Annotated in this window: 25 protein-coding genes; 4 read left to right on the top strand and 21 right to left on the bottom strand. The window is 72.1% G+C overall.

The features are described 5' to 3' along the window. Nucleotide 1 precedes the first annotated feature (1 nt). From J3R08_RS01185 to J3R08_RS01150, 8 genes are all read right to left on the bottom strand, one after another. Complete coding sequence (locus tag J3R08_RS01185; RefSeq protein WP_013283601.1) at nt 2-367, bottom strand: NADH-quinone oxidoreductase subunit A; 366 nt, start codon at nt 365-367, stop codon at nt 2-4. A gap of 119 nt (nt 368-486) precedes the next feature. Further along, nucleotides 487-1,761 (bottom strand): geranylgeranyl reductase family protein, encoded by a 1,275-nt coding sequence (locus tag J3R08_RS01180; RefSeq protein ID WP_043330724.1) that lies wholly within the window; start codon nt 1,759-1,761, stop codon nt 487-489. Nucleotides 1,762-1,895: 134 nt separating this feature from the next. Continuing rightward, entirely contained in the window at nt 1,896-2,114 is a 219-nt protein-coding gene (locus tag J3R08_RS01175) for a hypothetical protein (RefSeq protein ID WP_030500769.1), read from the bottom strand. A gap of 76 nt (nt 2,115-2,190) precedes the next feature. Continuing rightward, complete coding sequence (locus J3R08_RS01170; protein ID WP_064448431.1) at nt 2,191-2,901, bottom strand: demethylmenaquinone methyltransferase; 711 nt, start codon at nt 2,899-2,901, stop codon at nt 2,191-2,193. 100 nt (nt 2,902-3,001) lie between these two features. Continuing rightward, nucleotides 3,002-4,261 (bottom strand): cell wall anchor protein, encoded by a 1,260-nt coding sequence (locus J3R08_RS01165; RefSeq protein ID WP_209959677.1) that lies wholly within the window; start codon nt 4,259-4,261, stop codon nt 3,002-3,004. Between the two features lie 427 nt (nt 4,262-4,688). After that, nucleotides 4,689-5,879, bottom strand: a complete 1,191-nt coding sequence (gene mqnC / locus J3R08_RS01160) for a cyclic dehypoxanthinyl futalosine synthase (protein ID WP_030500766.1) — start codon at nt 5,877-5,879, stop codon at nt 4,689-4,691. 73 nt (nt 5,880-5,952) lie between these two features. Further along, nucleotides 5,953-6,363, bottom strand: coding sequence for a type II toxin-antitoxin system VapC family toxin (locus J3R08_RS01155; protein WP_043327321.1), 411 nt, complete (start codon nt 6,361-6,363; stop codon nt 5,953-5,955). Beyond that, nucleotides 6,360-6,638 (bottom strand): type II toxin-antitoxin system Phd/YefM family antitoxin, encoded by a 279-nt coding sequence (locus J3R08_RS01150; protein ID WP_013283593.1) that lies wholly within the window; start codon nt 6,636-6,638, stop codon nt 6,360-6,362. The genes J3R08_RS01155 and J3R08_RS01150 overlap by 4 nt, the downstream gene beginning before the upstream one ends. Nucleotides 6,639-6,742: 104 nt before the next feature. Between J3R08_RS01150 and J3R08_RS01145 the strand changes: the two genes are divergently transcribed. Next, the gene (locus J3R08_RS01145; protein WP_233514599.1) at nt 6,743-7,393 is read left to right on the top strand and encodes a hypothetical protein; all 651 of its coding nucleotides are present in this window, start codon (nt 6,743-6,745) and stop codon (nt 7,391-7,393) included. A 12-nt stretch (nt 7,394-7,405) separates the two neighbouring features. On the opposite strand, the gene paaE is transcribed toward J3R08_RS01145, so the two are convergent. The 5 genes from paaE to paaA are packed head-to-tail and all read right to left on the bottom strand — an operon-like array spanning nt 7,406 to nt 11,115. Beyond that, nucleotides 7,406-8,518 (bottom strand): 1,2-phenylacetyl-CoA epoxidase subunit PaaE, encoded by a 1,113-nt coding sequence (gene paaE / locus J3R08_RS01140; RefSeq protein ID WP_209959675.1) that lies wholly within the window; start codon nt 8,516-8,518, stop codon nt 7,406-7,408. Continuing rightward, complete coding sequence (paaD, locus tag J3R08_RS01135) at nt 8,515-8,991, bottom strand: 1,2-phenylacetyl-CoA epoxidase subunit PaaD (protein WP_043327327.1); 477 nt, start codon at nt 8,989-8,991, stop codon at nt 8,515-8,517. The genes paaE and paaD overlap by 4 nt, the downstream gene beginning before the upstream one ends. Continuing rightward, the gene (paaC, locus tag J3R08_RS01130; RefSeq protein ID WP_209959673.1) at nt 8,988-9,710 is read right to left on the bottom strand and encodes a 1,2-phenylacetyl-CoA epoxidase subunit PaaC; all 723 of its coding nucleotides are present in this window, start codon (nt 9,708-9,710) and stop codon (nt 8,988-8,990) included. The genes paaD and paaC overlap by 4 nt, the downstream gene beginning before the upstream one ends. Beyond that, nucleotides 9,707-10,051 (bottom strand): 1,2-phenylacetyl-CoA epoxidase subunit PaaB, encoded by a 345-nt coding sequence (gene paaB, locus J3R08_RS01125; protein ID WP_370446776.1) that lies wholly within the window; start codon nt 10,049-10,051, stop codon nt 9,707-9,709. The genes paaC and paaB overlap by 4 nt, the downstream gene beginning before the upstream one ends. Further along, nucleotides 10,048-11,115: a 1,2-phenylacetyl-CoA epoxidase subunit PaaA gene (gene paaA / locus J3R08_RS01120; protein ID WP_209959671.1), complete on the bottom strand. Its 1,068-nt coding sequence runs from the start codon at nt 11,113-11,115 to the stop codon at nt 10,048-10,050. Before paaA ends, paaB begins: the two co-directional genes overlap by 4 nt. A gap of 366 nt (nt 11,116-11,481) precedes the next feature. Here paaA and J3R08_RS01115 point away from each other — a divergent pair, with 366 nt between their 5' ends. Together J3R08_RS01115 and J3R08_RS01110 are read left to right on the top strand one after the other, a co-directional pair. Then, entirely contained in the window at nt 11,482-12,462 is a 981-nt protein-coding gene (locus J3R08_RS01115; RefSeq protein ID WP_064448424.1) for a hypothetical protein, read from the top strand. Continuing rightward, nucleotides 12,462-13,397 carry a hypothetical protein gene (locus J3R08_RS01110; protein ID WP_043327337.1) on the top strand — a complete coding sequence of 312 codons (936 nt, stop codon included), beginning with the start codon at nt 12,462-12,464 and terminating at the stop codon, nt 13,395-13,397. Before J3R08_RS01115 ends, J3R08_RS01110 begins: the two co-directional genes overlap by 1 nt. Before the next feature lie 44 nt (nt 13,398-13,441). Here J3R08_RS01110 and J3R08_RS01105 read toward each other — a convergent pair whose 3' ends face one another. The 5 genes from J3R08_RS01105 to J3R08_RS01085 all read right to left on the bottom strand — a co-directional run bounded on the left by J3R08_RS01105 (nt 13,442) and on the right by J3R08_RS01085 (nt 17,017). Beyond that, a complete protein-coding gene (locus J3R08_RS01105; protein ID WP_209959669.1) occupies nt 13,442-14,293 on the bottom strand; it encodes a menaquinone biosynthetic enzyme MqnA/MqnD family protein in 852 nt (283 codons plus the stop codon). Between the two features lie 134 nt (nt 14,294-14,427). Continuing rightward, nucleotides 14,428-15,669: an MFS transporter gene (locus J3R08_RS01100; protein ID WP_209959667.1), complete on the bottom strand. Its 1,242-nt coding sequence runs from the start codon at nt 15,667-15,669 to the stop codon at nt 14,428-14,430. Nucleotides 15,670-15,709: 40 nt separating this feature from the next. Continuing rightward, entirely contained in the window at nt 15,710-16,291 is a 582-nt protein-coding gene (locus J3R08_RS01095; RefSeq protein WP_043327342.1) for a helix-turn-helix transcriptional regulator, read from the bottom strand. 55 nt (nt 16,292-16,346) lie between these two features. Further along, nucleotides 16,347-16,667, bottom strand: a complete 321-nt coding sequence (locus tag J3R08_RS01090) for a helix-turn-helix transcriptional regulator (RefSeq protein ID WP_043327344.1) — start codon at nt 16,665-16,667, stop codon at nt 16,347-16,349. Further along, nucleotides 16,664-17,017, bottom strand: coding sequence for a type II toxin-antitoxin system RelE/ParE family toxin (locus J3R08_RS01085; RefSeq protein WP_043330725.1), 354 nt, complete (start codon nt 17,015-17,017; stop codon nt 16,664-16,666). Before J3R08_RS01085 ends, J3R08_RS01090 begins: the two co-directional genes overlap by 4 nt. A 236-nt stretch (nt 17,018-17,253) precedes the next feature. Here J3R08_RS01085 and J3R08_RS01080 point away from each other — a divergent pair, with 236 nt between their 5' ends. Beyond that, nucleotides 17,254-19,317: an AAA family ATPase gene (locus J3R08_RS01080; RefSeq protein ID WP_209959665.1), complete on the top strand. Its 2,064-nt coding sequence runs from the start codon at nt 17,254-17,256 to the stop codon at nt 19,315-19,317. A 48-nt stretch (nt 19,318-19,365) separates the two neighbouring features. Here the strand turns inward: J3R08_RS01080 and J3R08_RS01075 are convergent, their stop codons facing one another. From J3R08_RS01075 to J3R08_RS01065, 3 genes are read right to left on the bottom strand one after another with little or no spacing between them, the layout of a single operon-like run. Beyond that, complete coding sequence (locus J3R08_RS01075) at nt 19,366-19,965, bottom strand: hypothetical protein (RefSeq protein ID WP_209959662.1); 600 nt, start codon at nt 19,963-19,965, stop codon at nt 19,366-19,368. 4 nt (nt 19,966-19,969) lie between these two features. After that, nucleotides 19,970-20,323, bottom strand: a complete 354-nt coding sequence (locus J3R08_RS01070) for a YbaB/EbfC family nucleoid-associated protein (RefSeq protein WP_043327350.1) — start codon at nt 20,321-20,323, stop codon at nt 19,970-19,972. A 9-nt stretch (nt 20,324-20,332) separates the two neighbouring features. Next, on the bottom strand, nt 20,333-21,259 hold the full coding sequence (locus J3R08_RS01065; protein WP_043327351.1) for a WXG100 family type VII secretion target: 927 nt from the start codon (nt 21,257-21,259) through the stop codon (nt 20,333-20,335). Between the last annotated feature and the right edge of the window lie 5 nt (nt 21,260-21,264).

Genomic DNA, 21,264 nt, shown 5'->3' with positions numbered 1-21,264 from the left:
CTCAGTCCCAGTCCAGGCCGCCGCGACGCCAGACATAGGCGTAGGCGACGAAGACCGCGACGATGAACAGGACCATCTCCACGAAGCCGAAGATCGGCAGAGCGTCGAAGGAGACCGCCCAGGGGTAGAGGAAGATGATCTCGATGTCGAAGACGATGAAGAGCATCGCCGTCAGGTAGAACTTGATCGGGAACCGGCCGCCGCCGACCGGCTGCGGGCTCGGCTCGATGCCACACTCGTACGCCTCGAGCTTGGCCTTGTTCAGACGCCGCGGGCCGGCGAGTCGGGCAGCGGCCACGGAGAACAGCGCGAACGCCGCAGCGAGGGCGAACAGCCCGATGATGGGTGCGTAAGGAGAGAGCGTCATCGTTGTCCCCTGCTCGTCCTTCCCTGACCTCGGTGGTTGGCCAAAATCACACTATTCACGTCCCTGAGACCTCGGTCGTCGGGGGGTCGATCTCTGTCCGGCTCGTGGTCGGTCGTCTTCTACACGGCCGGGGCCACCTTCGTCATCGCGTTGATGACCCGGTCCATCGCGTCCCCGCCGCGCGGGTCGGTCAGGTTGGCCAGCAGCTTGAGCACGAAGCGCATGAGCATCGGGTGCGGCATGCCGTGCTTGGTCGCCATCCGCATGATCTCGGGGCGGCCGATGAGCTTCACGAACACGCCGCCGAGCCGGTAGTAGCCGCCGAAGCGGGCCTTCAGCTCCTGCGGGTACGCCATCAGGGCCCGCTCCCGTTCCGCGCCGGCCGGGCGGGCCAGCGCCTGCACCATGACCTCCGCGGCCATCTCGCCGGACTCCATCGCGTACGCGATGCCCTCGCCGTTGAACGGGTTGACCATGCCGCCGGAGTCGCCGACCAGCAGGACCCCGCGGGTGTAGTGCGGGACCCGGTTGAAGCCCATCGGCAGCGCGGCCCCGAGGGTGGGACCCTCCGCGTTGGACTCGTCGGTCATCCCCCACTCCTCGGGGGTGTTCGCGAGCCAGTCGGTGAGCAGCTTGCGGTAGTTCGTCTTGCCGAACGCCGAGGACGAGTTCAGCACGCCGAGGCCGACGTTCACCCGGCCGTCACCGAGGCCGAAGATCCAGCCGTAGCCGGGCAGCAGCGCGTCGCTACCCTTGGCCCGCAGCTCCAGCCACGACTCCAGGTAGTCGTCGTCGTGCTTGGCGGGCGAGCGGTAGTAGCGGCGCACCGCCACGCCGATCGGGCGGTCCTCCCGCTTGGCCAGCCCGAGGGCGAGCGGGAAGCGGCCGGAGACGCCGTCGGCGGCGACCACGAGCGGCGCGTGGAAGGTGGCGGGCTCCTTGTCCGGGCCGACCTCGGCCTGCACGCCGATCACCCGGTCGTCGGCACCGAGCACCGGGCCGAGGACGTTGACGCTGGTGCGCAGCTTCGCCCCGGCGGCGACGGCCCGCTGCGCGAGCAGGTCGTCGAAGTCGAGCCGGGTCCGCACGAGGCCGTAGTTGGGGAAGCTCGCCAGGTCGGGCCAGTCCAGCTCCAGGCGCACCCCGCCGCCGATCACCCGCAGGCCCTTGTTGTGCAGCCAGCCGGCCTCGGGCGAGGTGTCCACGCCCATCCGGATGAGCTGGCGCACGGCCCGGGGCGTGAGCCCGTCGCCGCAGACCTTCTCCCGGGGAAACTCCGTCTTCTCCAGCAGCAGCACGCGTACGCCGTGCCGCGCCAGGTGGTACGCCGTGGCCGATCCTCCGGGACCGGCGCCCACGACGATGACGTCGGCGTCGTTCTCCACCGCGGTCATCCGCGCCTCCTCCCGCATGCTCGTGAAATGCTTCACAAGCCCATCCGGATGGAGTCTATGACCGCTGTTACACCAGGACGCGTTGAGGGGGGCCTAACTTCGCGGAAACGGGCCGGTAGGCGGGCCGAAACCGGTCAGGGGCGAGCCGGCGCGGCCGGTCCGAGCCCGGCGTCGAGCCGGATCGCCTCGGGCAGGTGGTCACGCAACGCGCCACCTGCCGCACGGTCGAGCGCCGCCAGCACCTCGGCGACGACCTGCCGGACATCAGCGGGATCCGCGCCGGCCAACTCGCGGAGCTGGGCGATCAGCTCGGCGGCGTCGTCGTCGGTGGCGGCCTGGTCTGGTCCCGTCATGCAGGCGAGCCTACGGGGACAAAGTAGACCAGAACCGGATATTCACGAAATGACCGGCTAACGCCTGGTCGGCCGGTCAGTTTCGGACGGCCCGGTGCAGGGCCACCACGCCCCCGGTCAGGTTGCGCCACGCCACCCGGCCCCAGCCTGCCGCGCCGATCCGCGCGGCCAGCGCCGGCTGGTCCGGCCAGGCCCGGATCGACTCCGCCAGATAGACGTAGGCGTCGGGGTTGCTGGACACCGCGCGCGCCACGGCCGGCAACGACCGCATCAGGTACGACAGGTAGACGGTGCGGAACGCCGGGTTGACCGGGGTGCTGAACTCGCAGACCACCAGCCGCCCGCCCGGCCGGGTCACCCGGGCCAGCTCGCGCAACGCCGCGTCGGTGTCGTTGACGTTGCGCAACGCGAAGGAGATGGTCACCGCGTCGAAGCTGGCGTCGGCGAACGGCAGCCGGAGCGCGTCCCCGGCCAGCAGCGGCACCGACGGGCGGGTGCGCTTGCCCGCGTACAGCATGCCCAGCGACAGGTCGGCGCCGACCGCGTACGCCCCGGAATGGGCCAGCTCCTCGGTCGAGACGCCGGTGCCGGCGCCCACGTCGAGCACCCGCTCGCCCGGCGCCAACCCGAGCGCCGCCCGGGTGGCCCGCCGCCAGGACCGGTCCTGCCCGAAGGAGAGCACGGTGTTGGTCAGGTCGTAGCGGGCCGCGACACCGTCGAACATCGCGGCTACCTCGTGCGGCTGCTTGTCCAGGCTGGCGCGCTGGCCCTGCGGGGTACGGCTCACCCCTCCACTCTGCCAGCCGCGCCCCTTCCGCCCCGCCCCGGGTACGCGAGAGGGCGGGGTGGTCGCCCACCCCGCCCTCTCCGTGTCCACGGTGACGGTGTCAGTCCTCGGTGCGCTCCTCGCCCGGCGTGACGAGCACCACCTTGCGGCGCCGGGACAGCATCATCAGCGCCACACCGGCGGCGACCACCGCAGCGCCGATCCCGCCGATCAGGCCGACCTGCATACCGGTCACCGGCAGGCCACCGCCGCCGGTGCCGCCACCCGCGCCACCACCGGAGGTCGGCGTCGGCACCGCGGTCACGCTGCCGGTCGGGGTCGGCTGGGCGGTCGGCGTCGAGGTCGGCTCAGCGCTCGGCGTCGGGCTCGGGGTCGACTGCGGGCTCTGGTCGACGAAGACGTCGAACTGGGCGGTGTTGTCGCCGTCGTCGGCCTCGGAGAACGCGCGACGCTGCGCCGAGGTGGCGGCCTTCGGCTGCTCCTCCGGCGTGCCGGAGGCCGCCTCCAGCCCGGCGGCCCAGACGAAGCCCGGCCGGAGCAGCTTCTCGGTCACGTCCGCGCCGACCTTCACCTGCACGTCGGCGGTGTAGTACTGGCCGGGCTTGAGCACCGCGCCCAGGTCCTCGCAGTACGCGTTGGCGAAGCCGCCCAGGTTCTGCTCGACGCAGCCCTCGGGCAGCTCGGCGAAGGTGACACCGGCCGGCAGCGTGATGCCGTACGCGACGCCCGTGGCGTTCTCGCTTCCGTCGTTGAACACGGCCCAGTCCAGCGGCGCGGTCTGGCCCGGCCGGACCGGGCGCAGGTTCGCCTCACCGGCGTCGTCGCCGTCGACGACCACGTCGGCGTACACGTCCTGGACCCAGGTGGTGAGGTCGTAGCCGGGGTCGGTGACGGTGATGTCGTGCTCGACCGTGTCCAGCACGCCGGCGCCGTTGGCCGCGCTGATCGACACCGTCAGCGTGCCCGCCCCGCCCTTGCCGCCGGTGGAGAACAGCGGGATGCCGAAGTCCTCGGTGGTCCCGGCGGGCACGTCGCCCAGCAGGCAGGAGAAGGCGGTGCCGCGGATGTCGCAGCCCTTCGGCGCCAGCACGCCGACCTTGCCGGGCTTGAGGTCCTTCGTCTCGACGGTGACCCGGACGCCCTTCGCGTCGACGGTCCCGGCGGCGTTGTTCACCTGGAACTTGAACGGCTTGGCCTTGGCTTCGCTGACGCCCTTGGCGAGCTGGTAGCTGAGCGGGATGAGCTGGAGGTCGGCCTTGTCGGCGGCGTACGCCGGGCCGGCGACCGCGCCGAGGCCGGCGGTGGAGAGCAGGGCCACCACGCCGGCGCGCGCCAGCGTGGACCGGTAGCGGAAGGTCATGGTTCCCCCGGGGGTAGGGACGTGCCGATCAACGCACGGAACGAAGGGACGGTACCGGAGCGACGCATCGCCGCGCCAGCGTCGTACGGTGGGAATTCCCATCGATTCGACAGACGGCAGGGGCGGGATGGTCACCCATCCCGCCCCTGCCGCGGTGCGTTATGTGAACGGCCCTCATGGGCCGATGGAGGACGACGGTCCCGACGGACGCCGCCAGCGTAATGGCGTCGCCGGCTTGCCGGGCGGTGCTCACCCGGGTCGCCGCCGACCTGTTACCTGCCTGCTCGCGGCCCGGATCGGTGGTGTCGCGCGGGCAGGCTAGCCGCCGGTGATCACGCAGGTGAAGACCCCTGGCGGAAGCTTCACCGGAAACGGGCGGAGCTCCGGCCGCACGACGGGAGCCGACCGGCCGAACGGGGGAACGAGGTCAGTTGACCTCGACCAGCGGCAGCGACTTCCCGGCCCCGCCGCCGGGCAGAGCGATTGACGAGAAGTGCGAGACCACGCGGTCGTCGCTCGGGTCGTCGGCGGGCGTGTGGTGCACCGCGAGCCGGTTGTAGAGCGTGTCCCGCTGGGCGGGGATCCGGTCGGCCGACCGGATCATGCCGATCAGCTCGTGCAGGTTGGAGCGGTGCCGGGCCCCGGCGGAGGAGATGACGTTCTCCTCCAACATGATCGAGCCGAGGTCGTCCACGCCCATGTGCAGCGCGAGCTGCCCGACGTCCTTACCGGTGGTCAGCCAGGACGCCTGCAGGTGCGGCACCGTCTCGAAGAACAGCCGGGCCACCGCGACCAGCCGCAGGTATTCCAGCGTGGTCGCCTGGGTGCGGCCCTTCAGGTGGTTGTTCTCCGGCTGGTACGTCCACGGGATGAAGGCCCGGAAGCCGCCGGTGCGGTCCTGCACGTCGCGGATCATCCGCAGGTGCTCGATGCGCTCGGCGTTGGTCTCGCCGGTGCCCATCATCATGGTGGCGGTCGACTCCAGGCCCTGCCGGTGGGCCAGCTCCATGACCTCCAGCCAGCGGGCGCCGGACTCCTTCAGCGGCGCGATCGCCTTGCGCGGCCGGTCCGGCAGCATCTCGGCGCCGGCGCCGGCGATCGAGTCCAGGCCGGCGGCCTTGATCCGGGCGATGGCCTCGTCCAGGCTCACGCCGGAGACCTTCGCCATGTGCAGGATCTCGCTCGGGCCGATCGAGTGGATCGCGAGCTGCGGGTACGCCTTCTTGACCGAGGAGAACAGCTCCTCGTAGTACTCCACGCCGTAGTCCGGGTGGTGGCCGCCCTGGAGCATGACCTGGGTGGCGCCCAACTCGACCGCCTCGCCGCAGCGGCGCAGGATCTCCTCGGTCGGGTGGGTCCAGCCCTCCTTGTGCTTGGGGGCCCGGTAGAACGCGCAGAACTTGCACGCCGTCACGCAGACGTTCGTGTAGTTGATGTTGCGGTCGATCAGGTACGTGACGATGTTGTCCGGGTAGCGGCGCCGCCGTACCGCGTCGGCCGCCTCGCCCAGCGCGTGGAAGGGCGCGTCGGTGTAGAGCAGCAGCGCCTCCTCGGGCGTGATGCGCCCGCCGTCCGCGCCGCGTTGCAGGATGTCGTCGATCTCCCGGTTCGCCGTCACACTCCCGAGCGTACGTCGCGGGCCCGACGGCGGGAAACGCCACTCCTCACCCGGTGACGAGAGACCCACCCGGTCAGGGCATCCCCGGACTGGCCACCGGCAGCCCGATCGCCCTGGCCGCCTCCAGCAGCCGCTTGTCGTACGTGACGAACGCGACGAACTCGGCCGCCGCCTGCCGGGCCAGGACCTCGGCGGTGGCGAGGTGGACGGCGTCCAGGCTGCGCAGCATCGGCTCCGGATACGCGCCCGCCGTCGCACGGACCGTGGCGTCGATCTCGACCCGGTAGAGACGTCCCAGCACCGAGGGGACACCCACCAGCGCCTGTGGAGCGGCACGACGCAACGCCCGCGGCACCTCCACCTCGACGAGAGCCGACGACACCAGCGCGGTGCCGGCGCGCTCGTTCAGCCAGCCGAGCAGATCCGGCGTCTCCGCCTCCCGCCGCAGCATCTTGATGACCGCCGCCGAGTCGAGGTAGATCACCAACGCTCCTCGTCGCGTGCCTCGACCAGCGCGGCCGCGGCGTCCACCGTGGGATCCCCGAGCACCGGCGGCATCGGGACCGGGCCGGTCGTGGTCGGGGCCGTGGCCCGGCCCTCGGCCACCAACCGGCCGAGAAGCGCGTCGCCGGCCAGCACCGGGACCAGGCGGGCGATCGGCTCACCCCGATCGGTCACCTCGACCGTCTCACCGGCGCGCACCCGCGCCAGCACCCGGCTGGTGTGCTGGTTCAGCTCCCGGACGGCGATCTGCTCCATCAGGCAAGTGTAGAACGTAACGTTCTACCCGTCACGGATGGTGGTCGACCCGAAGCGCCACCGCGGGAAGCGGAGCGCTGGCGTCGCCCGTCTACGCTCTCGGCGTGTCAGTCGTATCGCCCCCGCCCACCCCCGTACGCGTGGCCGGCGCCCGCTCCGCCCTCTGGTCCCTCACGATGACCGCCGTGCTCGTCGGCTTCGGCCTCGCCGTGATCGTCGTGACCGCGGCGGTCGGCCACCTCACCGTGGGACTCCCGATCGCGGTGCCGATCTCCGTCGGCCTGGTCGGCTGCCTCGCCTTCGCGGTCGGCCTGCGCCTGCTGCACCGGGGCTGGTGGCTGACCCTCCTGTCGGTGCTGCCGGCCCTGTTCGTGCTGGTGGGCGCCGTCCAGCTCGCCCCCGAGTCGGTGCTCCGGGAGCGCGGCGTCGCCCAGCAGGTGACCATCACCGACGTGCAGACGGCCGGCAAGCGGCACGAGTTCGCCCTCCAGGGCGACGCCGGCCGGCTGGACGAGCCGCTGGTCTACCGGGGCAGTTCCCCCGGCTACCGGGTGGGCCAGCGGCTGACTGTGCTCGTCGACCCGCGTGGTGAGGTGGAACTGACCGACGCGCGGGACGTGGACCCGGACGGAAAGCGGGGCATGCTCGTGTTCGGCGCGGCGGGATGGACCCTGTTCGCGCTCGTCGGCGGGTGGCGCGGCCACGTCAGCCGGGCCCGTGGCCGCGCCGCCACGGCACCGCCCGTGGTGATCTGAGCGGCGGCGCCGCTAGGCGTCGTAGTCGACGGTCAGCTCGTCGGTTACCGGACTCGACTGACAGGTCAGTACGTAACCGGCGGCCACCTCGTCCGGCTCCAGCGCGTAGTTGCGCGCCATCGTCACCTCGCCGGACGTCACCTTGGCCCGGCAGGTCGAGCACACCCCGCCCTTGCAGGCGTACGGCAGCTCGCCGCGCACCCGCAGCGCCGCGTCCAGCACCCGCTCGTCCCGGCCCATCGTGAAACTGGACGAGCGCCCGTCCAGCACGATCGTCACGTCGGTGCCCGCGCCGGGCCGCTCGACCTCACGCCGGACCGGCTCCGGCGGGGCGTCGACGTGGAACAGCTCGGTGTGCACCGCCGCGTCCGGCACGCCGCGACCGGCCAGCACCGCCTTGGCGTCCACCACCATCCCGTACGGGCCGCAGAGGAACCACTCCTCGATCTCGTCCCCCGGCACGACGGTGTCGAGCAGCCGGGTCAGCCGGTCGGCGTCGATCCGCCCCGACAGCAGCGCCGACTCGCCCATCTCCCGGGACAGCACGTGCACCAGGTGCAGCCGGGTCGGATAGCGGTCCTTCAGGTCCGCCAGCTCCTCGGCGAACATCACCGAGTTCGCCGTGCGGTTGCCGTACACCAGCGTGAACGTGCTGCGCGGCTCGGTCGCCAGCGCGGTCGCGGCCAGCCCGAGGACCGGGGTGATGCCGGAACCGGCGACCACCGCGCCGTACCGGCGGACCCGGTCCGGAGTGAACGCGGAGGTGAAGTGGCCCAGCGGCGGCAGCACCTCGACGGTGTCGCCGCCACGCAGCGCGCCGCAGGCGTACGCGGAGAACGCCCCGCCCGGCACCTCACGCACCCCGACCCGCAACCGGCCGCGCCGGGCCAGCTCGTCGGGGGTGGAGCAGATCGAGTACGACCGCCGCACCTCCCCGCCGTCGGCGTCGGCCGGACGGCGGACCGTGAGGTGCTGCCCGGCGGAGAACGCGAACGTCTCGCGCAGCTCCTCCGGCACCGCGAACGTGATCGACACCGAGTCGTCGGTGAGCCGGTCCACGGCGGCCACGGGCAGCGGGTGGAAGACCGGCCGGCGGCGAACCGGCCGCGTGATGGTGACAGTCACAGCGCCTTCAGGTGGTCGAAGGGTTCGGAACAGGAGCGGCAGCGCCACAGCGCCTTGCACGCGGTCGAGCCGAAACGGCTGATCTGAGTGGTCTCCGGCGACCCGCAGCGCGGGCAGCGTACGGCCAGCGTCAGCGGCACCACCGTGTCGTCGCCGCGCGGCGCGGGCGGGGCGATGCCGGCGGCGGCGAGCTTGGCCCGCCCGGCGTCGGAGATCCAGTCGGTGCTCCACGCCGGGTGGTAGACCGTGCGGACCTCGGCGTCCGGATGCCCGGCAGCGGCCAACGCCCGGCGGATGTCCGCCCGGATCACGTCCATGGCCGGGCAGCCGGTGTAGGTGGGGGTGATCGTGACGACGACGCGGCCGGTGCCGGGCTCCTCGTCGACGGCGCGCAGGATGCCCAACTCGTCGATGGTGATGACCCGGATCTCCGGGTCCACCACCGCCGCCGCGGCGTCCCTCGCGCTTGTCACCAGCTCGCTCCGGGGTGGGCGCGGTGCAGCACCTGCATCTCGGCGAGCAGGTACGAGAGGTGCTCGGTGTGCAGGCCGTCCCGGCCACCACCGGGCGTCCAGCCCGTCTCCGGGCGGGTGAGCGTCGCCTCGTCCAGCACGGCGGACACGGTGGCGTCGAAGCCGGCCCGAAGGGTGGACGGGTCGACCGGCGCCGTCGGATCCGGGTTGAACAGCTCGTGGACGTACGGCCACACCTCGTCGACCGCGTCCTGCATGCGTCGGTGCGACTCCTCCGTGCCGTCGCCGAGCCGCTTCACCCACAGCGCCGCGTGGTCCAGGTGGTACGCCGACTCCTTGCGCGCCTTCGCGCCGACCGCCGCGAGCCGTTCGTCCGCGCAGCCGGCCAGCGCCGTGTAGAGCGGCACCTGGTACGCGGCCAGGAAGAACAGCTTCGCCATGGTCACGCCGAAGTCGCCGTTGGGCAGCTCGACCAGCAGGCAGTTGCGGAACTCGCGGTCGTCGCGCAGGTAGGCCAGGTCGTCCTCGTCGCGGCCGGCGCCCTCCAGCTCGCCCGCGTACGTGAGCAGCAGCCGCGCCGCGCCGAGCTGGTCGAGGGCGATGTTCGCGAGCGCGATGTCCTCTTCCATCTCCGGCGCGCGGGAGGTCCACTCACCGAGGCGCTGCGCCGCGATGAGCGCGTCGTCGCCGATGGCGAGCGTGAAGTCGAACCGGCTCATAGGTGCGCCGCCCCTTCGGGGACCTCGTAGAAGGTGGGGTGCCGGTAGACCTTGTCGGCGGCCGGGTCGAAGAACGAGTCCTTCTCGTCCGGGCTGGACGCGGTGATCGCGCTCGCCGGCACCACCCAGATGGATACGCCCTCCTGGCGGCGGGTGTAGAGGTCCCGGGCGTTGCGCAGGGCCAGCTCGGCGTCGGGGGCGTGCAGGCTGCCGACGTGGGTGTGCGACAGGCCACGGCGGGCCCGCACGAAGACCTCCCAGAGGGGAGAGGACGAGCTGCTCATGCCGTGCCCGCTGGGCATGCCCTCACGGCCCTCGCTGCGCTCGGTGCGTTCGCTCATGCCGCCACCGGCTCCTTTCGATCTGACCGCTTCGCGGCGTACGCCGCGGCGGCCTCCCGTACCCACGCGCCGTCGGCGTGCGCCTTGCGCCGGTGCGCCATGCGCTCCCTGTTGCACGGCCCGTTGCCCTTGATGACCCGCATCAGCTCGTCGTAGTCGGGCTGGGTGTAGTCGTACGCCTGGCGCTCGTCGTTCCAGCGCAGGTCCGGGTCGGGCAGGGTGAGGCCGAGCACCTCCGCCTGGCCGACGCACATGTCGACGAAACGCTGGCGCAGCTCGTCGTTGGAGAAGCGCTTGATCTTCCAGGCCATCGACTGGGCGCTGTGCGTCGAGTCGCCGTCCGGCGGGCCGAACATGGCAAGTGACGGGTACCACCAGCGGTCCACCGCGTCCTGAGCCATCGCCTTCTGCGCTTCGGTGCCGTGCGCCAGCGTGTGCAGGATCTCGTAGCCCTGCCGCTGGTGGAACGACTCCTCCTTGCAGACCCGGATCATCGCCCGGGCGTACGGGCCGTAGGAGCAGCGGCACAGCGGCACCTGGTTGACGATCGCCGCGCCGTCCACGAGCCAGCCGATCACGCCCACGTCGGCCCAGGTCAGCGTCGGGTAGTTGAAGATCGAGCTGTACTTCTGCCGCCCGTCGAGCAACAGGTCCACCAGCTCGTCGCGGCTGATCCCGAGCGTCTCGGCCGCCGCGTAGAGGTAGAGGCCGTGGCCGGCCTCGTCCTGCACCTTCGCCAGCAGGATCGCCTTGCGCTTGAGCGACGGCGCCCGGCTGATCCAGTTGCCCTCCGGCTGCATGCCGATGATCTCGGAGTGCGCGTGCTGCGCGATCTGCCGGATCAGCGTCCTGCGGTACGCCTCGGGCATCCAGTCGCGGGGCTCGATCTTCTGGTCCGCGTCGATGACGTCGGCGAAGTACGCCTCGACGTCCTCGTCCGGCGCCGGACCGCCGCGCCGCGCCCGCGCCGCCGCTTCGCGCAGCGCCGCCTCCGCGGCCTCCACTTCGCCGAGCAGGCCGCCGCCCGGAGCGTCCTCCGGCGGAGCGAAGTCATTGCCATACATGTAGCTAGTGTTACAGCTCGGCACGATTGACACCAGAGGGTGTAACAGCATTCGCGAGCCGCCTTCCACGACCGGACAAGCGCCTGCCGTCATCGCCAGCAATCGGAGAGTGACTGTGATGTCGATCACTCAATGAAGGTGAAACCTCCCAAGGCTGGCAAAGCACGTCAATAACCCGCCCTTCCCACCAAGTCGGCGGGTGTCGAGACCTGGCATATCGACAGTCCGGAAGTAGACTTCCCCCGGCAAGCCGTTCGGCTCCAAGATCGTCACCGTTCAGGCCAACGTCCCCCGGCCTTGTGGCGACCGGAGCGAAACCTGCGGAAGCGCCGGTCCCCCCGGCCATACATCTGGAGTTCACCACTCATGCGACCTCGCGTGACCATGGTGCTCGCCATCGTGGCGGTCCTCGTCGGTGGCGTCATGCTGGTGCCCGCCGCGTACGCCAAGTTCGCCGGCGGCAGCGGCGAGGGCGGCATCGGCGGCGGTGGACAGGTCCCGGCGCCGAGCCCGACCGCCCCCGCACCGCCGACGCTCGCCGACGCGCCGGTCTCGGTGAAGTTCGAGGGCGAGTTCTTCTCCTGGGCACTGATGGACCGCGAGACGGGCACCGTCACCGGCGCGAAGAACATGAACCAGACCAGCTCCACCGAGTCGATGCTCAAAGCCTGGATCGTCGCGGACTACCTGCGCCAGCTCGGCGAGAAGGAGCCGAGCGACGACCTGAAGAAGGCGGCGATCCTGGCGATCCGGGACAGCGACGACGACGGCGCCAACCGGGTCTACCGGGCGGCTGGCGGCTCCTACAAGCCGCAGCCGGGCGGCAAGCCGGACCCGGTCATCGCGCGCGCGATCCGGATCTGCGGCCTGACCGACACCAGGCCCGGCGACGTGCCCGACTACGAGGGCTGGTGGAGCTTCACCGAGATGTCCCCCCGGGACGCGGTCCGCCTCGGCGACTGCATCGCCGACGGCCGCGCGGCCGGGCCCAAGTGGACGAAGTGGCTGCTCAGCGAGATGACCAAGGTGGCCGGCAGCGTCAAGCAGCAGGAGGAGCGCTCCGGCGGCGGCCGGTGGGGCATCATCGACGGCCTGCCCGCGACGATCAAGGCGCAGGGCCCGGTGCACATGAAGAACGGCTGGACGCGGCTCGCCTACGACGGCAACTGGCACGTCAGCTGCTTGGCGTTCACCGACAAGTGGAGTCTCTCGGTCATGATGCGCTACCCGGCCAGGGCCGGCCTGTCGTACGGCGCGAAGATGTGCGCCAGCGTCGCCACCCAGCTCGTGACGCCGCAGCCCGGCGCCGCGCTCAAGGTGCCGCAACAGCCGGCCGGGAAGCTCTGATGGCCGGCGCCCGGCGTCGACCCGGCAGCCATCGCCGCCCGCTGGCGTTCAGCGCCCTGGCAGTGGTTCTCCTCGGACTGCTCGGCCTCTCCCTGCGGGTGATCCCCGGCTCGCCGCTGGAGGCCACCGCGAGCTCGCATCCCGAGCCGACCAACGAGCGGTCCGCCCGGCAACCGGTCGACCGCAACGCGCCGCGCGTCGCCCCCTCACCGGCGCTCACCCCGCTGCCGTTCCAGGAGAAGAACCTGGACAGCTTGAAGATCAAGGGCTGGTACGCCTGGTCCGTGCTGGACAAGCGCACCGGAAAGATCATCGGCTCGGCGAACATGGACGAGACCAGCACTACCGCTTCGCTGATCAAGTCCTGGGTGGTGGCCGACTACCTGCGCCTGCGCGCCGAGGACGGCAGGACGCCGAGCGAGGCGAAGCTGGCCGACGCCACGAAGATCATTCGCGACAGCGACAACACCCGCGCCCAGGAGTTCTACGAGAGCGTGGGCGGTTCCGACTCGATCGAGCGGCTCATCTCGATCTGCAAGCTCACCGACAGCGCGGTCGCCGACGACGGCGGCTGGAGCCGCACCGAGCTGTCCCCCCGGGACACCGCCCGGCTCGGCCTCTGCATCGACGACGGCCGCGCGGCGGGGCCGAAGTGGACCAAGTGGCTGCTCAACGAGATGCGCCAGGTACGCGCCCCCGGTGACTTCGGCATCCGCAAGGCGTTCCCGGCCGCCCAGCAGAAGAAGATCGCCATCAAGAACGGGTGGATCGACCGGGACAAGGAAAAGGAGTACCACGTCAACTGCCTCGCCATCGGCGACACGTGGACGATGGGCGTGATGGTCCGCAGCCCGTTCGGTGTCGAGGGCGGCTGGGAGTACGGCATGGACGCCTGCGAACGGATCACCAAGGCGCTGCTGCGACCGGCGACCTGATCCGCCCGGCCGCCGACCGCGGGGTCGGCAGCCGGGCCGCACGCTCAGCCCTGGAAGAACTCCGGACCGTCGGCCGGCAGCGCCGGCACCTCCCCGTACGCGGCCGCCCGGCGGGCGAACTCGCGCAGCCCGGCCACCTGCCGCTCACCGAGCGAGAAGTCCAGCGTCCGGAAGTACGTGGCGAGCGTGTCCGCGTCGAACGTCTCCCAGCGGGCCGCCGCCTCCGCCACCTGGTCCAGCTCGGCCAGGCACAGGTCACGCGAGCGCAGGAACGCCTCGTGCACCTCCTTGACCAGGCCGGGGTGGGCGGCGGCGAAGTCACGGCGTACCGCCCAGACGGCGAAGACCATCGGCAGCCCGGTCCAGTCGTGCCACGCCTGACCCAGGTCGGTCACCTCGAGGCCCTTGGCGGGCGCCTCGTACAGCGCGCGCAGCGCCACGTCGCCGATCAGCACCCCGGCGTCGGCCTCCAGCAGCATCTGGGTCAGGTCCGGCGGGCAGCGGAAGTACTCCGGCCGCACCCCGTGCCGCTCGGCGAGCAGCAGCTGGGCCAGCAGCACCCCGGTACGCGACGTCGAGCCGAGCGCGACCCGGGCGCCGTCCAGCTCGCCCAGCGGGCGGGTGGACACCATGTTCACCGAGAGCACCGGCCCGTCGCTGCCGACCGCCAGGTCGGGCAGGAGCAGCAGGTCGTCGGCGTGCTTGAGGAACTCCACGAGCGTGATCGGGCCGATGTCCAGGTCACCGGCGACCAGGTCGGCGCTGAGCCGGTCCGGCGAGTCCTTGTGCAGGTCGACGTCGATGAGCGCGCCGGACCGCATCAGCCCCCAGTAGATGGGCAGGCAGTTGAGGAACTGGATGTGCCCCACCCGAGGGCGGGCGATGCGATCGGCCATGACCCGACCGTATCGCCGCGACCTCTTCCCCGCCGCCGGGGGATCCGATGGAGTGGTGAACCCCGCACCCGGCGGTAAGGAAGGGCCCCTTGTTAACGCCTCCGGTAGCGGAAGGGGCCCTTCTTAACACCAGCTCACGCGGCCTCCGCCGCCACGGCTGCGGCGGGGACGACGGCGCGCTCGGCGCGTACCGCCCGGCGGACCGGCCCGGCCAGCGCCGCCACCACCAGCAGGCCGGCCACGCCGCAGCCGGCGATCAGCGTGCGCGGGCCGGCCACCTCCAGCAGCAGGCCCCCGACCAGGTAGCCGCCCATCGCGGCGCCCTGTGCCGCCGCGCCGAAGACCGCGAACGCCCGGCCCCGGGCCGCCTCCGGCACCCGCCGGGCCAGCAGGAGGTTGTTGAAGACGTTGTCGCCGCCGTTACCGACCCCGCCCAGCAACCAGATCGGCACGAGCAGCCACGCCGAGGGCACCGCCGCCGACACGAGCACCGCCAGGCAGCATCCGCCGAGCAGCACCAGCCCGGCGCCGAGCAGCGCGCCGTCGTCGGCGAGCCGGCGGGCGACCCGGGCGAACAGCCACGCGCCGAGCACGATGCCGAGCGTCCACGAGCCGGTGACCAGCCCGTACACGGTGGCGCTGCTGCCGAGCGTCTCCCGGATGAAGAAGACCTCGATCACGTTCACCGCCCCGACCGCGCCGATCACCGCGGCCACGCTGCCGACCATCACCGTCAGCAGCGGGTCGCGCCGGAACCGCCACGGGGGCGCGACCGCCGCGGCGGCGCCGACGGTCACCCGGCGGCCACCCCTTCGGGTACGGACGAGCAGCCCGGCCCCCACCAGGGAGAGATAGCTGAGCGCGCCGAGGAGCAGCGGTACCCGGGTGCCGAACTGGCCGACCAGGAGCCCGGCCAACGCCGGTCCGGCGAGCGCGCCGAGTGTGCCGGCGGTCTGGTTGAGCGCGCCGGCCCGGGGCAGGTCCTCCGGCCGCACCATCACCGGCACCAGCGCGGAGATCACCGGCTGGGAGACCGCGAGGCCGGTGGCCAGAAGTGCCACCAGCGCGATCACCAGCACCGGACCCGGTGCGTAGGCGAGCGCCAGGCAGGTCGCCCCCTGACCGAGCCCGGTCGCGATCAGCAGCACCCGGCTGTCCACCCGGTCGGCGAGACGACCGGTCAGCGGCGCGAGCGCGACCAGCGGCAGCGTCGCGGCGAGCAGCAGCCCGGAGACGGCGAGCCCACCGGCCCCGGCGGACTGGAGCGCGAGCGTGAGGGCGCTGGTGACCAGGAAGTTCCCGCAACTGGAGATGCCACGCGCGGTGGCCGCGAGCCAGACGTCCGGCCAGCACGAGGGGCCAGGTGTGAAGGACATACTTCGAAAATAATCCTTCACACCTGGTGCGCACAACCCCTCAGTCGATGGGCATCGCCCGGTACTGCGCCGCCACCGCACGGACCCCGGCGGGTGGATCGGCCCGATGCCGCCGCCGGTACGGCTCCATCAGCGCCTGGATCGCCTGGTTCAACTCGCTCAACTCCTCGGCGGTCACCAGCAGCACGCTGTCGCTGAACCAGGTCGCCGCGTACCACTCCGGCGACTCGTCCGGCGCGCGGCGCAACCAGTCCCGGACCCGCTGGGCGTCGCGGACCATGTGCGCCTCGACCAGGGCCGCCTCGGCGGCGCGTGCCTCCGGTTCGGCATCCGGCCCCACCTCGACGTGGAACGACGGATTCACCGCCTGCCACACCCGCTCCCGCGCGTCCCCCCGGCCGGGCGCCTGCCGGATCAGCCCGAACTTCGCCAGCTCACGCAGGTGGTAGCTGGTCGCGCTCGGCGACAGCCCGGCGATCTCGGCGCACTCGGTGGCCGTCGCACCGCCCTCCAGCGTGCCGAGATGTTCCATGATCGCCATACGGGCCGGGTGAGCCAGCGCCCGCATCACCTGCGGGTCGCTGATCGTCACCCGGCGCTGCTCGGGCCGTGCCTCGGTCATGCCCCAATGATCCCGCGCCGCCGACACCTGGACACGCAGGGTGGAGCCCGTCGACTCAGGCGACCTTGAGCTGCTCGTCGCCGAAATCGGCGATCAGCTTGAGCGTGCCGCCGAGAGCGGCGATGTACCGCGCGAGCACGTCCTGGGTCGCGACACTGCCCGCCTCGATCTGCGACACCCGCGCGACCGACACACCCATCCTCAACGCGACCTGCTCCTGAGTCATCTCGCGCCGCTTGCGCAGCTCCGCGAGACGCCACCCGCGGGCCTCGTCGAGCATGCCACCGATCGCGGCCTCGAATGCCTGCACACCACCGGCGGTCTCCACCGCCCGGCCCAGGTGCGAGGTGTCACGCCACCGCTTGACGCCGCTCATCGAATCTCCTCCTGCCGCTCCTTGAGGTAGGTGTCGTAGAGCTGCTCCGCCTCCGGAATGGCATCCCGGTACCAGCGCGTCCACTGCCCCGACTTGTCGCCGGCGACCAGCAGAACCGCGGAGCGCCACGGGTCGAAGACGAAGAGAATCCTGATCTCGGTGCGCCCGGCAGAGGGAGGCCGCAGCTCCTTGAGGTTACTGAGGCGAGATGCGGTGATGCTGTCGACCAGCGGGCGCCCCTCGATGGGACCGTTGCGTTCCAGCACCAGGATTGCCTGGTTCACCAGGCGGTGCGACTCACGGTCGGCAGCGTAGAGCTCATCGAGGAAGTCCTCGACCTGCCCGGTCATCAGAATCTCCCACTCCACTTCTCACCCCCGAACTTAAGAATATTATTAAGAGCCGGGTCGGTCGAGTGACACGCTCGGCAGGAAAAATCGGTGGTGCGGGCGGCTGGATGGCCGTAGCGTGGATGGCCGCCCGACGGCCGCGGTGAGCATGCACCGCAGCGGACGTCCCCGCGCCGGGAGCAGGCCAACCGCCCCGGACACGCGAGCGAGCCTCAGTTGAGCCATCGGAGTTCACAGTGCCCGCAACCGAACTTGACACCACGCCCGAACGTGACGCCACGCCCGACCTCGACGCCGAACTCGCCGCCGAGCGCGCCCACCTCGACGCCTCCCGAGCCGCGCTGAAACGGATGCGGGAACGCGCCGAGGCGCTCTTCGCCACCGGCGACAAGGTGGCCGGTGACTCGTACACCGCCGAGCAGCTCGGCCGGCACATGGCCCGGCGGGTCAAGGAGCTGGCCGACGACCCGACCACGCCGCTGTTCTTCGGCCGCCTCGACTTCGGGGAGACGGACCCGGACCACGCCGGGCGGGACTACCACGTCGGGCGGCGGCACGTCACCGACGAGCTGGGCGAGCCGCTGGTGCTGGACTGGCGGGCCCCGGTGTCCCGGTCGTTCTACCGGGCCAGCGCGCGTGACCCGCAGGGCGTCGCCGTACGCCGCCGGTTCGGGTTCAGCGCGGGCGTGCTGACCAGCTTCGAGGACGAGCGCCTGGACCGGGGCGAGGAACTCGGCACCGCCAGCCGCATCCTCACCGCCGAGATCGAGCGCCCCCGCGTCGGCCCGATGCGCGACATCGTCGCCACCATCCAGCCGGAGCAGGACGAACTGGTCCGGGCCGACCTGGCCGACTCGATCTGCGTGCAGGGCGCGCCCGGCACCGGGAAGACGGCGGTCGGGCTGCACCGCGCCGCGTACCTGCTCTACCTGCACCGGGAACGACTGCGCCGCTCGGGAGTGCTGATCGTCGGGCCGAACCGGGCGTTCCTGTCGTACATCGCGGCGGTGCTCCCCGCGCTCGGTGAGGTCGAGGTCGAGCAGGCCACCGTGGAGGACCTGGTCGCGCGGGTCCCGGTCCGCGCTGTCGACGACCCGGCCGCCGCCGCGCTCAAGCACGACGTCCGGATGGCCGAGGTGCTGCGCCGGGCCGTCGAGGCCCACATCGGTACGCCCACCGAGCCGATCATGGTGTCGGACGGCTCGTACCGGTGGCGGATCGGGCTCGACCCGCTGCACCGGCTGGTCACCGAGACGCGCCAGGAAGGGCTGCCCTACGCCACCGGCCGGGAACGGGTCCGGGCGCGGGTGGTGGGGCTGCTGCAACGCCAGGCGGAGGCGCGCCGGGCGGAGTCGCCGAGCGACGCCTGGTTGCGGCGGATGAGCCGGATCAAGCCGGTCACCGACCTGCTCGACGCGGTCTGGCCGGCGCTCACCCCGGACGGGCTGCTGCACCGGCTGCGTACCGATGCCGACGCGCTCGCCGCCGCCGCGGACGGCCTGCTCACGCCCGAGGAGCAGGAGCTGTTCCGGTCCGGCAAGCCCGCGCGCACCGCGAAGGCGACCCGGTGGACCGCCGCCGACGCGGTGCTCATCGACGAGGTGGCCGGGCTGCTGGAACGGCCCGCCGGCTTCGGGCACGTGGTGGTGGACGAGGCGCAGGACCTCTCCCCGATGCAGTGCCGCGCCATCGCCCGGCGCAGCGAGCACGGCTCGATCACGCTTCTCGGCGACCTCGCCCAGGGCACCGCGCCGTGGGCCGCGACCGACTGGCGGGAGTCCCTGGCCCACCTGGGCAAGCCGGACGCCGCTGTGGTGCCGCTGAGCGTGGGCTTCCGGGTGCCGGCGGCAGTGGTGGCGTTCGCGAACCGGCTGCTGCCGGCGCTCGCCGTCGACGTACCCCCGGCCCGCTCGCTTCGCCACGACGGCGCGCTGGATGTGCGTACCGCCGAGGACCTGACGACCGCGACGGTGGCCGAGGTGCGGGCGGCGCTCGCGCACGACGGCTCGGTCGGTGTGATCGCCGCGGACGACGCGGTGGACCGGCTGCGCGCGGCGCTCGCCGACGCGGGCGTCGCAACCGCGACGGCCGACGACGTCGAGGCCGCGGCGCGGGTAACCGTGGTCCCGGCGACGCTGGTCAAGGGCCTGGAGTACGACCACGTGGTGGTCGTCGAGCCGGCCGCGATCGTGGCCGCCGAGCCGCGTGGGCTGCACCGCCTCTACGTGGTGCTGACCCGGGCGGTCTCCCGCCTGGCCGTGCTGCACCGCGAGCCGCTGCCCGCGCCGCTGACGGCCTGACGCGGGCGGGCGGCTGCGGCCCGGCCGCGGCCCGGGCGGGCGGATCCGTCAGGCGGACAACGCGGCGGCGACCTCGCGCAGCGGACGGCCGGACTCGGCGATCGGCACGGTGAACGACAGCCAGGAGCCGTCGCTGAAGTCGATCCGCAGCCGCTTCGGGTTCAGCCGGTGCCACCCGACCCGGGCCGAGGCGACCTCCGCACGCGCGGCCGACCACGCCACCGACGTCTCGGCCAGCGCGCGTTCCTCGGCCTCGCGCCCGGCCAGCAGCTTGACCCCGCCGGTACGGCAGACCAGCAGCCGCCGGTCGGTGACCGCGAGCAGCGTCTCCCGGACCTGGAGGTCGGGCCGGGCCGGGCGGAGCGCGCGGTGCAGGCGGGAGGCGGCCGAGCCGGGTTGGCCACGGCCGGCGATCCCCCAGCCGATCGCGTCGACCAGCCGGTCACCGCGGTCCCAGGTGGCCAGCGGCAGGAGGACGTTCAGCAGCACCGAGCCGAGCGTCCGCCGACCCGGCTCGGTAGTGGACTCCGGTTCGGGCGGCGGCGCCGGGGCGAGGCCCTGGCCGACGTCGGCCTTGGCGTGGGCCAGCACGCGCTCGCCGGGCTCGACGAGCCGGGCGATCGGGTCGCGGTATCTGGTCTCGTCCATCGGCTCAGTATCGGCCGTCGCCGTAGCCGTCGTCGGTACGGCGCTCCGCCGCCGGGGCGTTGCCCATCACCTCGCCGACGATCTCGCGTACCCGGGCGGCGGCGGCCTCCTGCGCCCGGTTCGCCGCGGCGGTGATCTCCTCGGCCAGCGTGTACGAGTCGAACCGCATGGCCCGCGCGTTGATGTCGGTGGAGAGGATCTTGCCGTCGGCGGCGGCCACCACGGTGACCAGGCCGGAGTCGCTGACCCCCTGGGCGCTGCTCTGCTCCAGCTCGGCCATCCGCGCGCCGAGTTCGCGCTGCCACCCGTCCAGGTTGCGGGCCAGCGCCTCGATCCGGTCCAGGGCCGGGAACGTCATGGGTGCCTCTCAGTTCACGATCGAGTCGAACACGTTCTGCACGCCCTTTGTGTACGGGCCGAGATCCTCGCGGTACGTGCCGTCCACCAGGTAGTTGCGGTCCTTGCGCCCGTCGGAGATGTCGTGCAGCCCCATGCCGGTGTCGAGCAGGGCGCCGCCGATACCGGGGATGTTCACCGGTGACGCCTGGTTGATGGCGAACTTGCCCGGGAACAGGATGGCGGCGCGTTTGGCCTTGAACAGCACCGCCTCCCTGGTGTAGCCGGCCTTACTGAACGCGCCGTACGCCTTCTTGGCCTTGCGGAGCTCCAGCACCACCTGGCGGTAGCGCATGAGCAGCTCGGCGACCTTCTGGAGCTTGGTGGCGAGCTTCGTGAGGATCTCCGCGAACCGCGCCACGATCTTGACCATGCGGCCGACGGTGGTGGCGAGCCGGGCCAGCACCCGCACCACTGTGGCGGCAAGGCTCACCCCGGCGCTCAGCACTGCCGCCACCGCGGCGATGATGACCTCGGTCAGGAACCAGAGCAGGAACTCCAGGATCAGCTCGACCAGCAGGTTGAACGCGTCGACAGCGGCATTGGCGGCGTCGACCAGCACCTCCTTGGTGCCGTCCAGCCCCTTGGCCAGTTCCTCCATCGCCTCCTCGATCGACTCCATCGAGGCGTGGAACTTGTCCGCCGCGTCGCCGTCCCAGGCGCCGCGCAGCCGGGCCCGGTCGGCGACCTGGTCGCCGGCGATCCGCCGGACCGCGTCGCCGGTGGTCAGCGCGAGCTGGGCCGCCCGCATCAGATCGTCCGGCTCGCCGGCGACCAGTTCCAGCAGCTGCTCGAACGGCCACAGCACGGCGTTCGAGAGCGGCTTGAACGGGTCGGGCGTGCCCGACACGATCTGCTCGAAGTAGGTCTTGTTGCGCTGCAGCGCCTCGGTGCTCATCCCGC

This window comes from Micromonospora sp. HB375 (genome assembly GCF_017872985.1).
Taxonomy (GTDB): domain Bacteria; phylum Actinomycetota; class Actinomycetes; order Mycobacteriales; family Micromonosporaceae; genus Micromonospora; species Micromonospora chalcea.
The sequence above is the reverse complement of the archived record's forward strand: the minus strand, read 5'-3'. Positions and strand labels throughout refer to the sequence as shown.

Coding starts and splice junctions, on each gene's coding strand:
- J3R08_RS01185 (WP_013283601.1), bottom strand. CDS start 367: ATGACGCTCTCTCCTTACGCACCCATCATCGGGCTGTTCGCCCTCGCT.
- J3R08_RS01105 (WP_209959669.1), bottom strand. CDS start 14,293: ATGGCCGATCGCATCGCCCGCCCTCGGGTGGGGCACATCCAGTTCCTC.
- paaA (WP_209959671.1), bottom strand. CDS start 11,115: ATGTATGGCAATGACTTCGCTCCGCCGGAGGACGCTCCGGGCGGCGGC.
- paaB (WP_370446776.1), bottom strand. CDS start 10,051: ATGAGCGAACGCACCGAGCGCAGCGAGGGCCGTGAGGGCATGCCCAGC.
- J3R08_RS01085 (WP_043330725.1), bottom strand. CDS start 17,017: ATGACCGGGCAGGTCGAGGACTTCCTCGATGAGCTCTACGCTGCCGAC.
- J3R08_RS01150 (WP_013283593.1), bottom strand. CDS start 6,638: ATGGAGCAGATCGCCGTCCGGGAGCTGAACCAGCACACCAGCCGGGTG.
- J3R08_RS01070 (WP_043327350.1), bottom strand. CDS start 20,323: ATGACGTTCCCGGCCCTGGACCGGATCGAGGCGCTGGCCCGCAACCTG.
- J3R08_RS01065 (WP_043327351.1), bottom strand. CDS start 21,259: ATGAGCACCGAGGCGCTGCAGCGCAACAAGACCTACTTCGAGCAGATC.
- J3R08_RS01175 (WP_030500769.1), bottom strand. CDS start 2,114: ATGACGGGACCAGACCAGGCCGCCACCGACGACGACGCCGCCGAGCTG.
- J3R08_RS01090 (WP_043327344.1), bottom strand. CDS start 16,667: ATGAGCGGCGTCAAGCGGTGGCGTGACACCTCGCACCTGGGCCGGGCG.
- paaC (WP_209959673.1), bottom strand. CDS start 9,710: ATGAGCCGGTTCGACTTCACGCTCGCCATCGGCGACGACGCGCTCATC.
- J3R08_RS01110 (WP_043327337.1), top strand. CDS start 12,462: ATGGCCGGCGCCCGGCGTCGACCCGGCAGCCATCGCCGCCCGCTGGCG.
- J3R08_RS01075 (WP_209959662.1), bottom strand. CDS start 19,965: ATGGACGAGACCAGATACCGCGACCCGATCGCCCGGCTCGTCGAGCCC.
- J3R08_RS01100 (WP_209959667.1), bottom strand. CDS start 15,669: ATGTCCTTCACACCTGGCCCCTCGTGCTGGCCGGACGTCTGGCTCGCG.
- J3R08_RS01180 (WP_043330724.1), bottom strand. CDS start 1,761: ATGACCGCGGTGGAGAACGACGCCGACGTCATCGTCGTGGGCGCCGGT.
- J3R08_RS01095 (WP_043327342.1), bottom strand. CDS start 16,291: ATGACCGAGGCACGGCCCGAGCAGCGCCGGGTGACGATCAGCGACCCG.
- J3R08_RS01115 (WP_064448424.1), top strand. CDS start 11,482: ATGCGACCTCGCGTGACCATGGTGCTCGCCATCGTGGCGGTCCTCGTC.
- J3R08_RS01165 (WP_209959677.1), bottom strand. CDS start 4,261: ATGACCTTCCGCTACCGGTCCACGCTGGCGCGCGCCGGCGTGGTGGCC.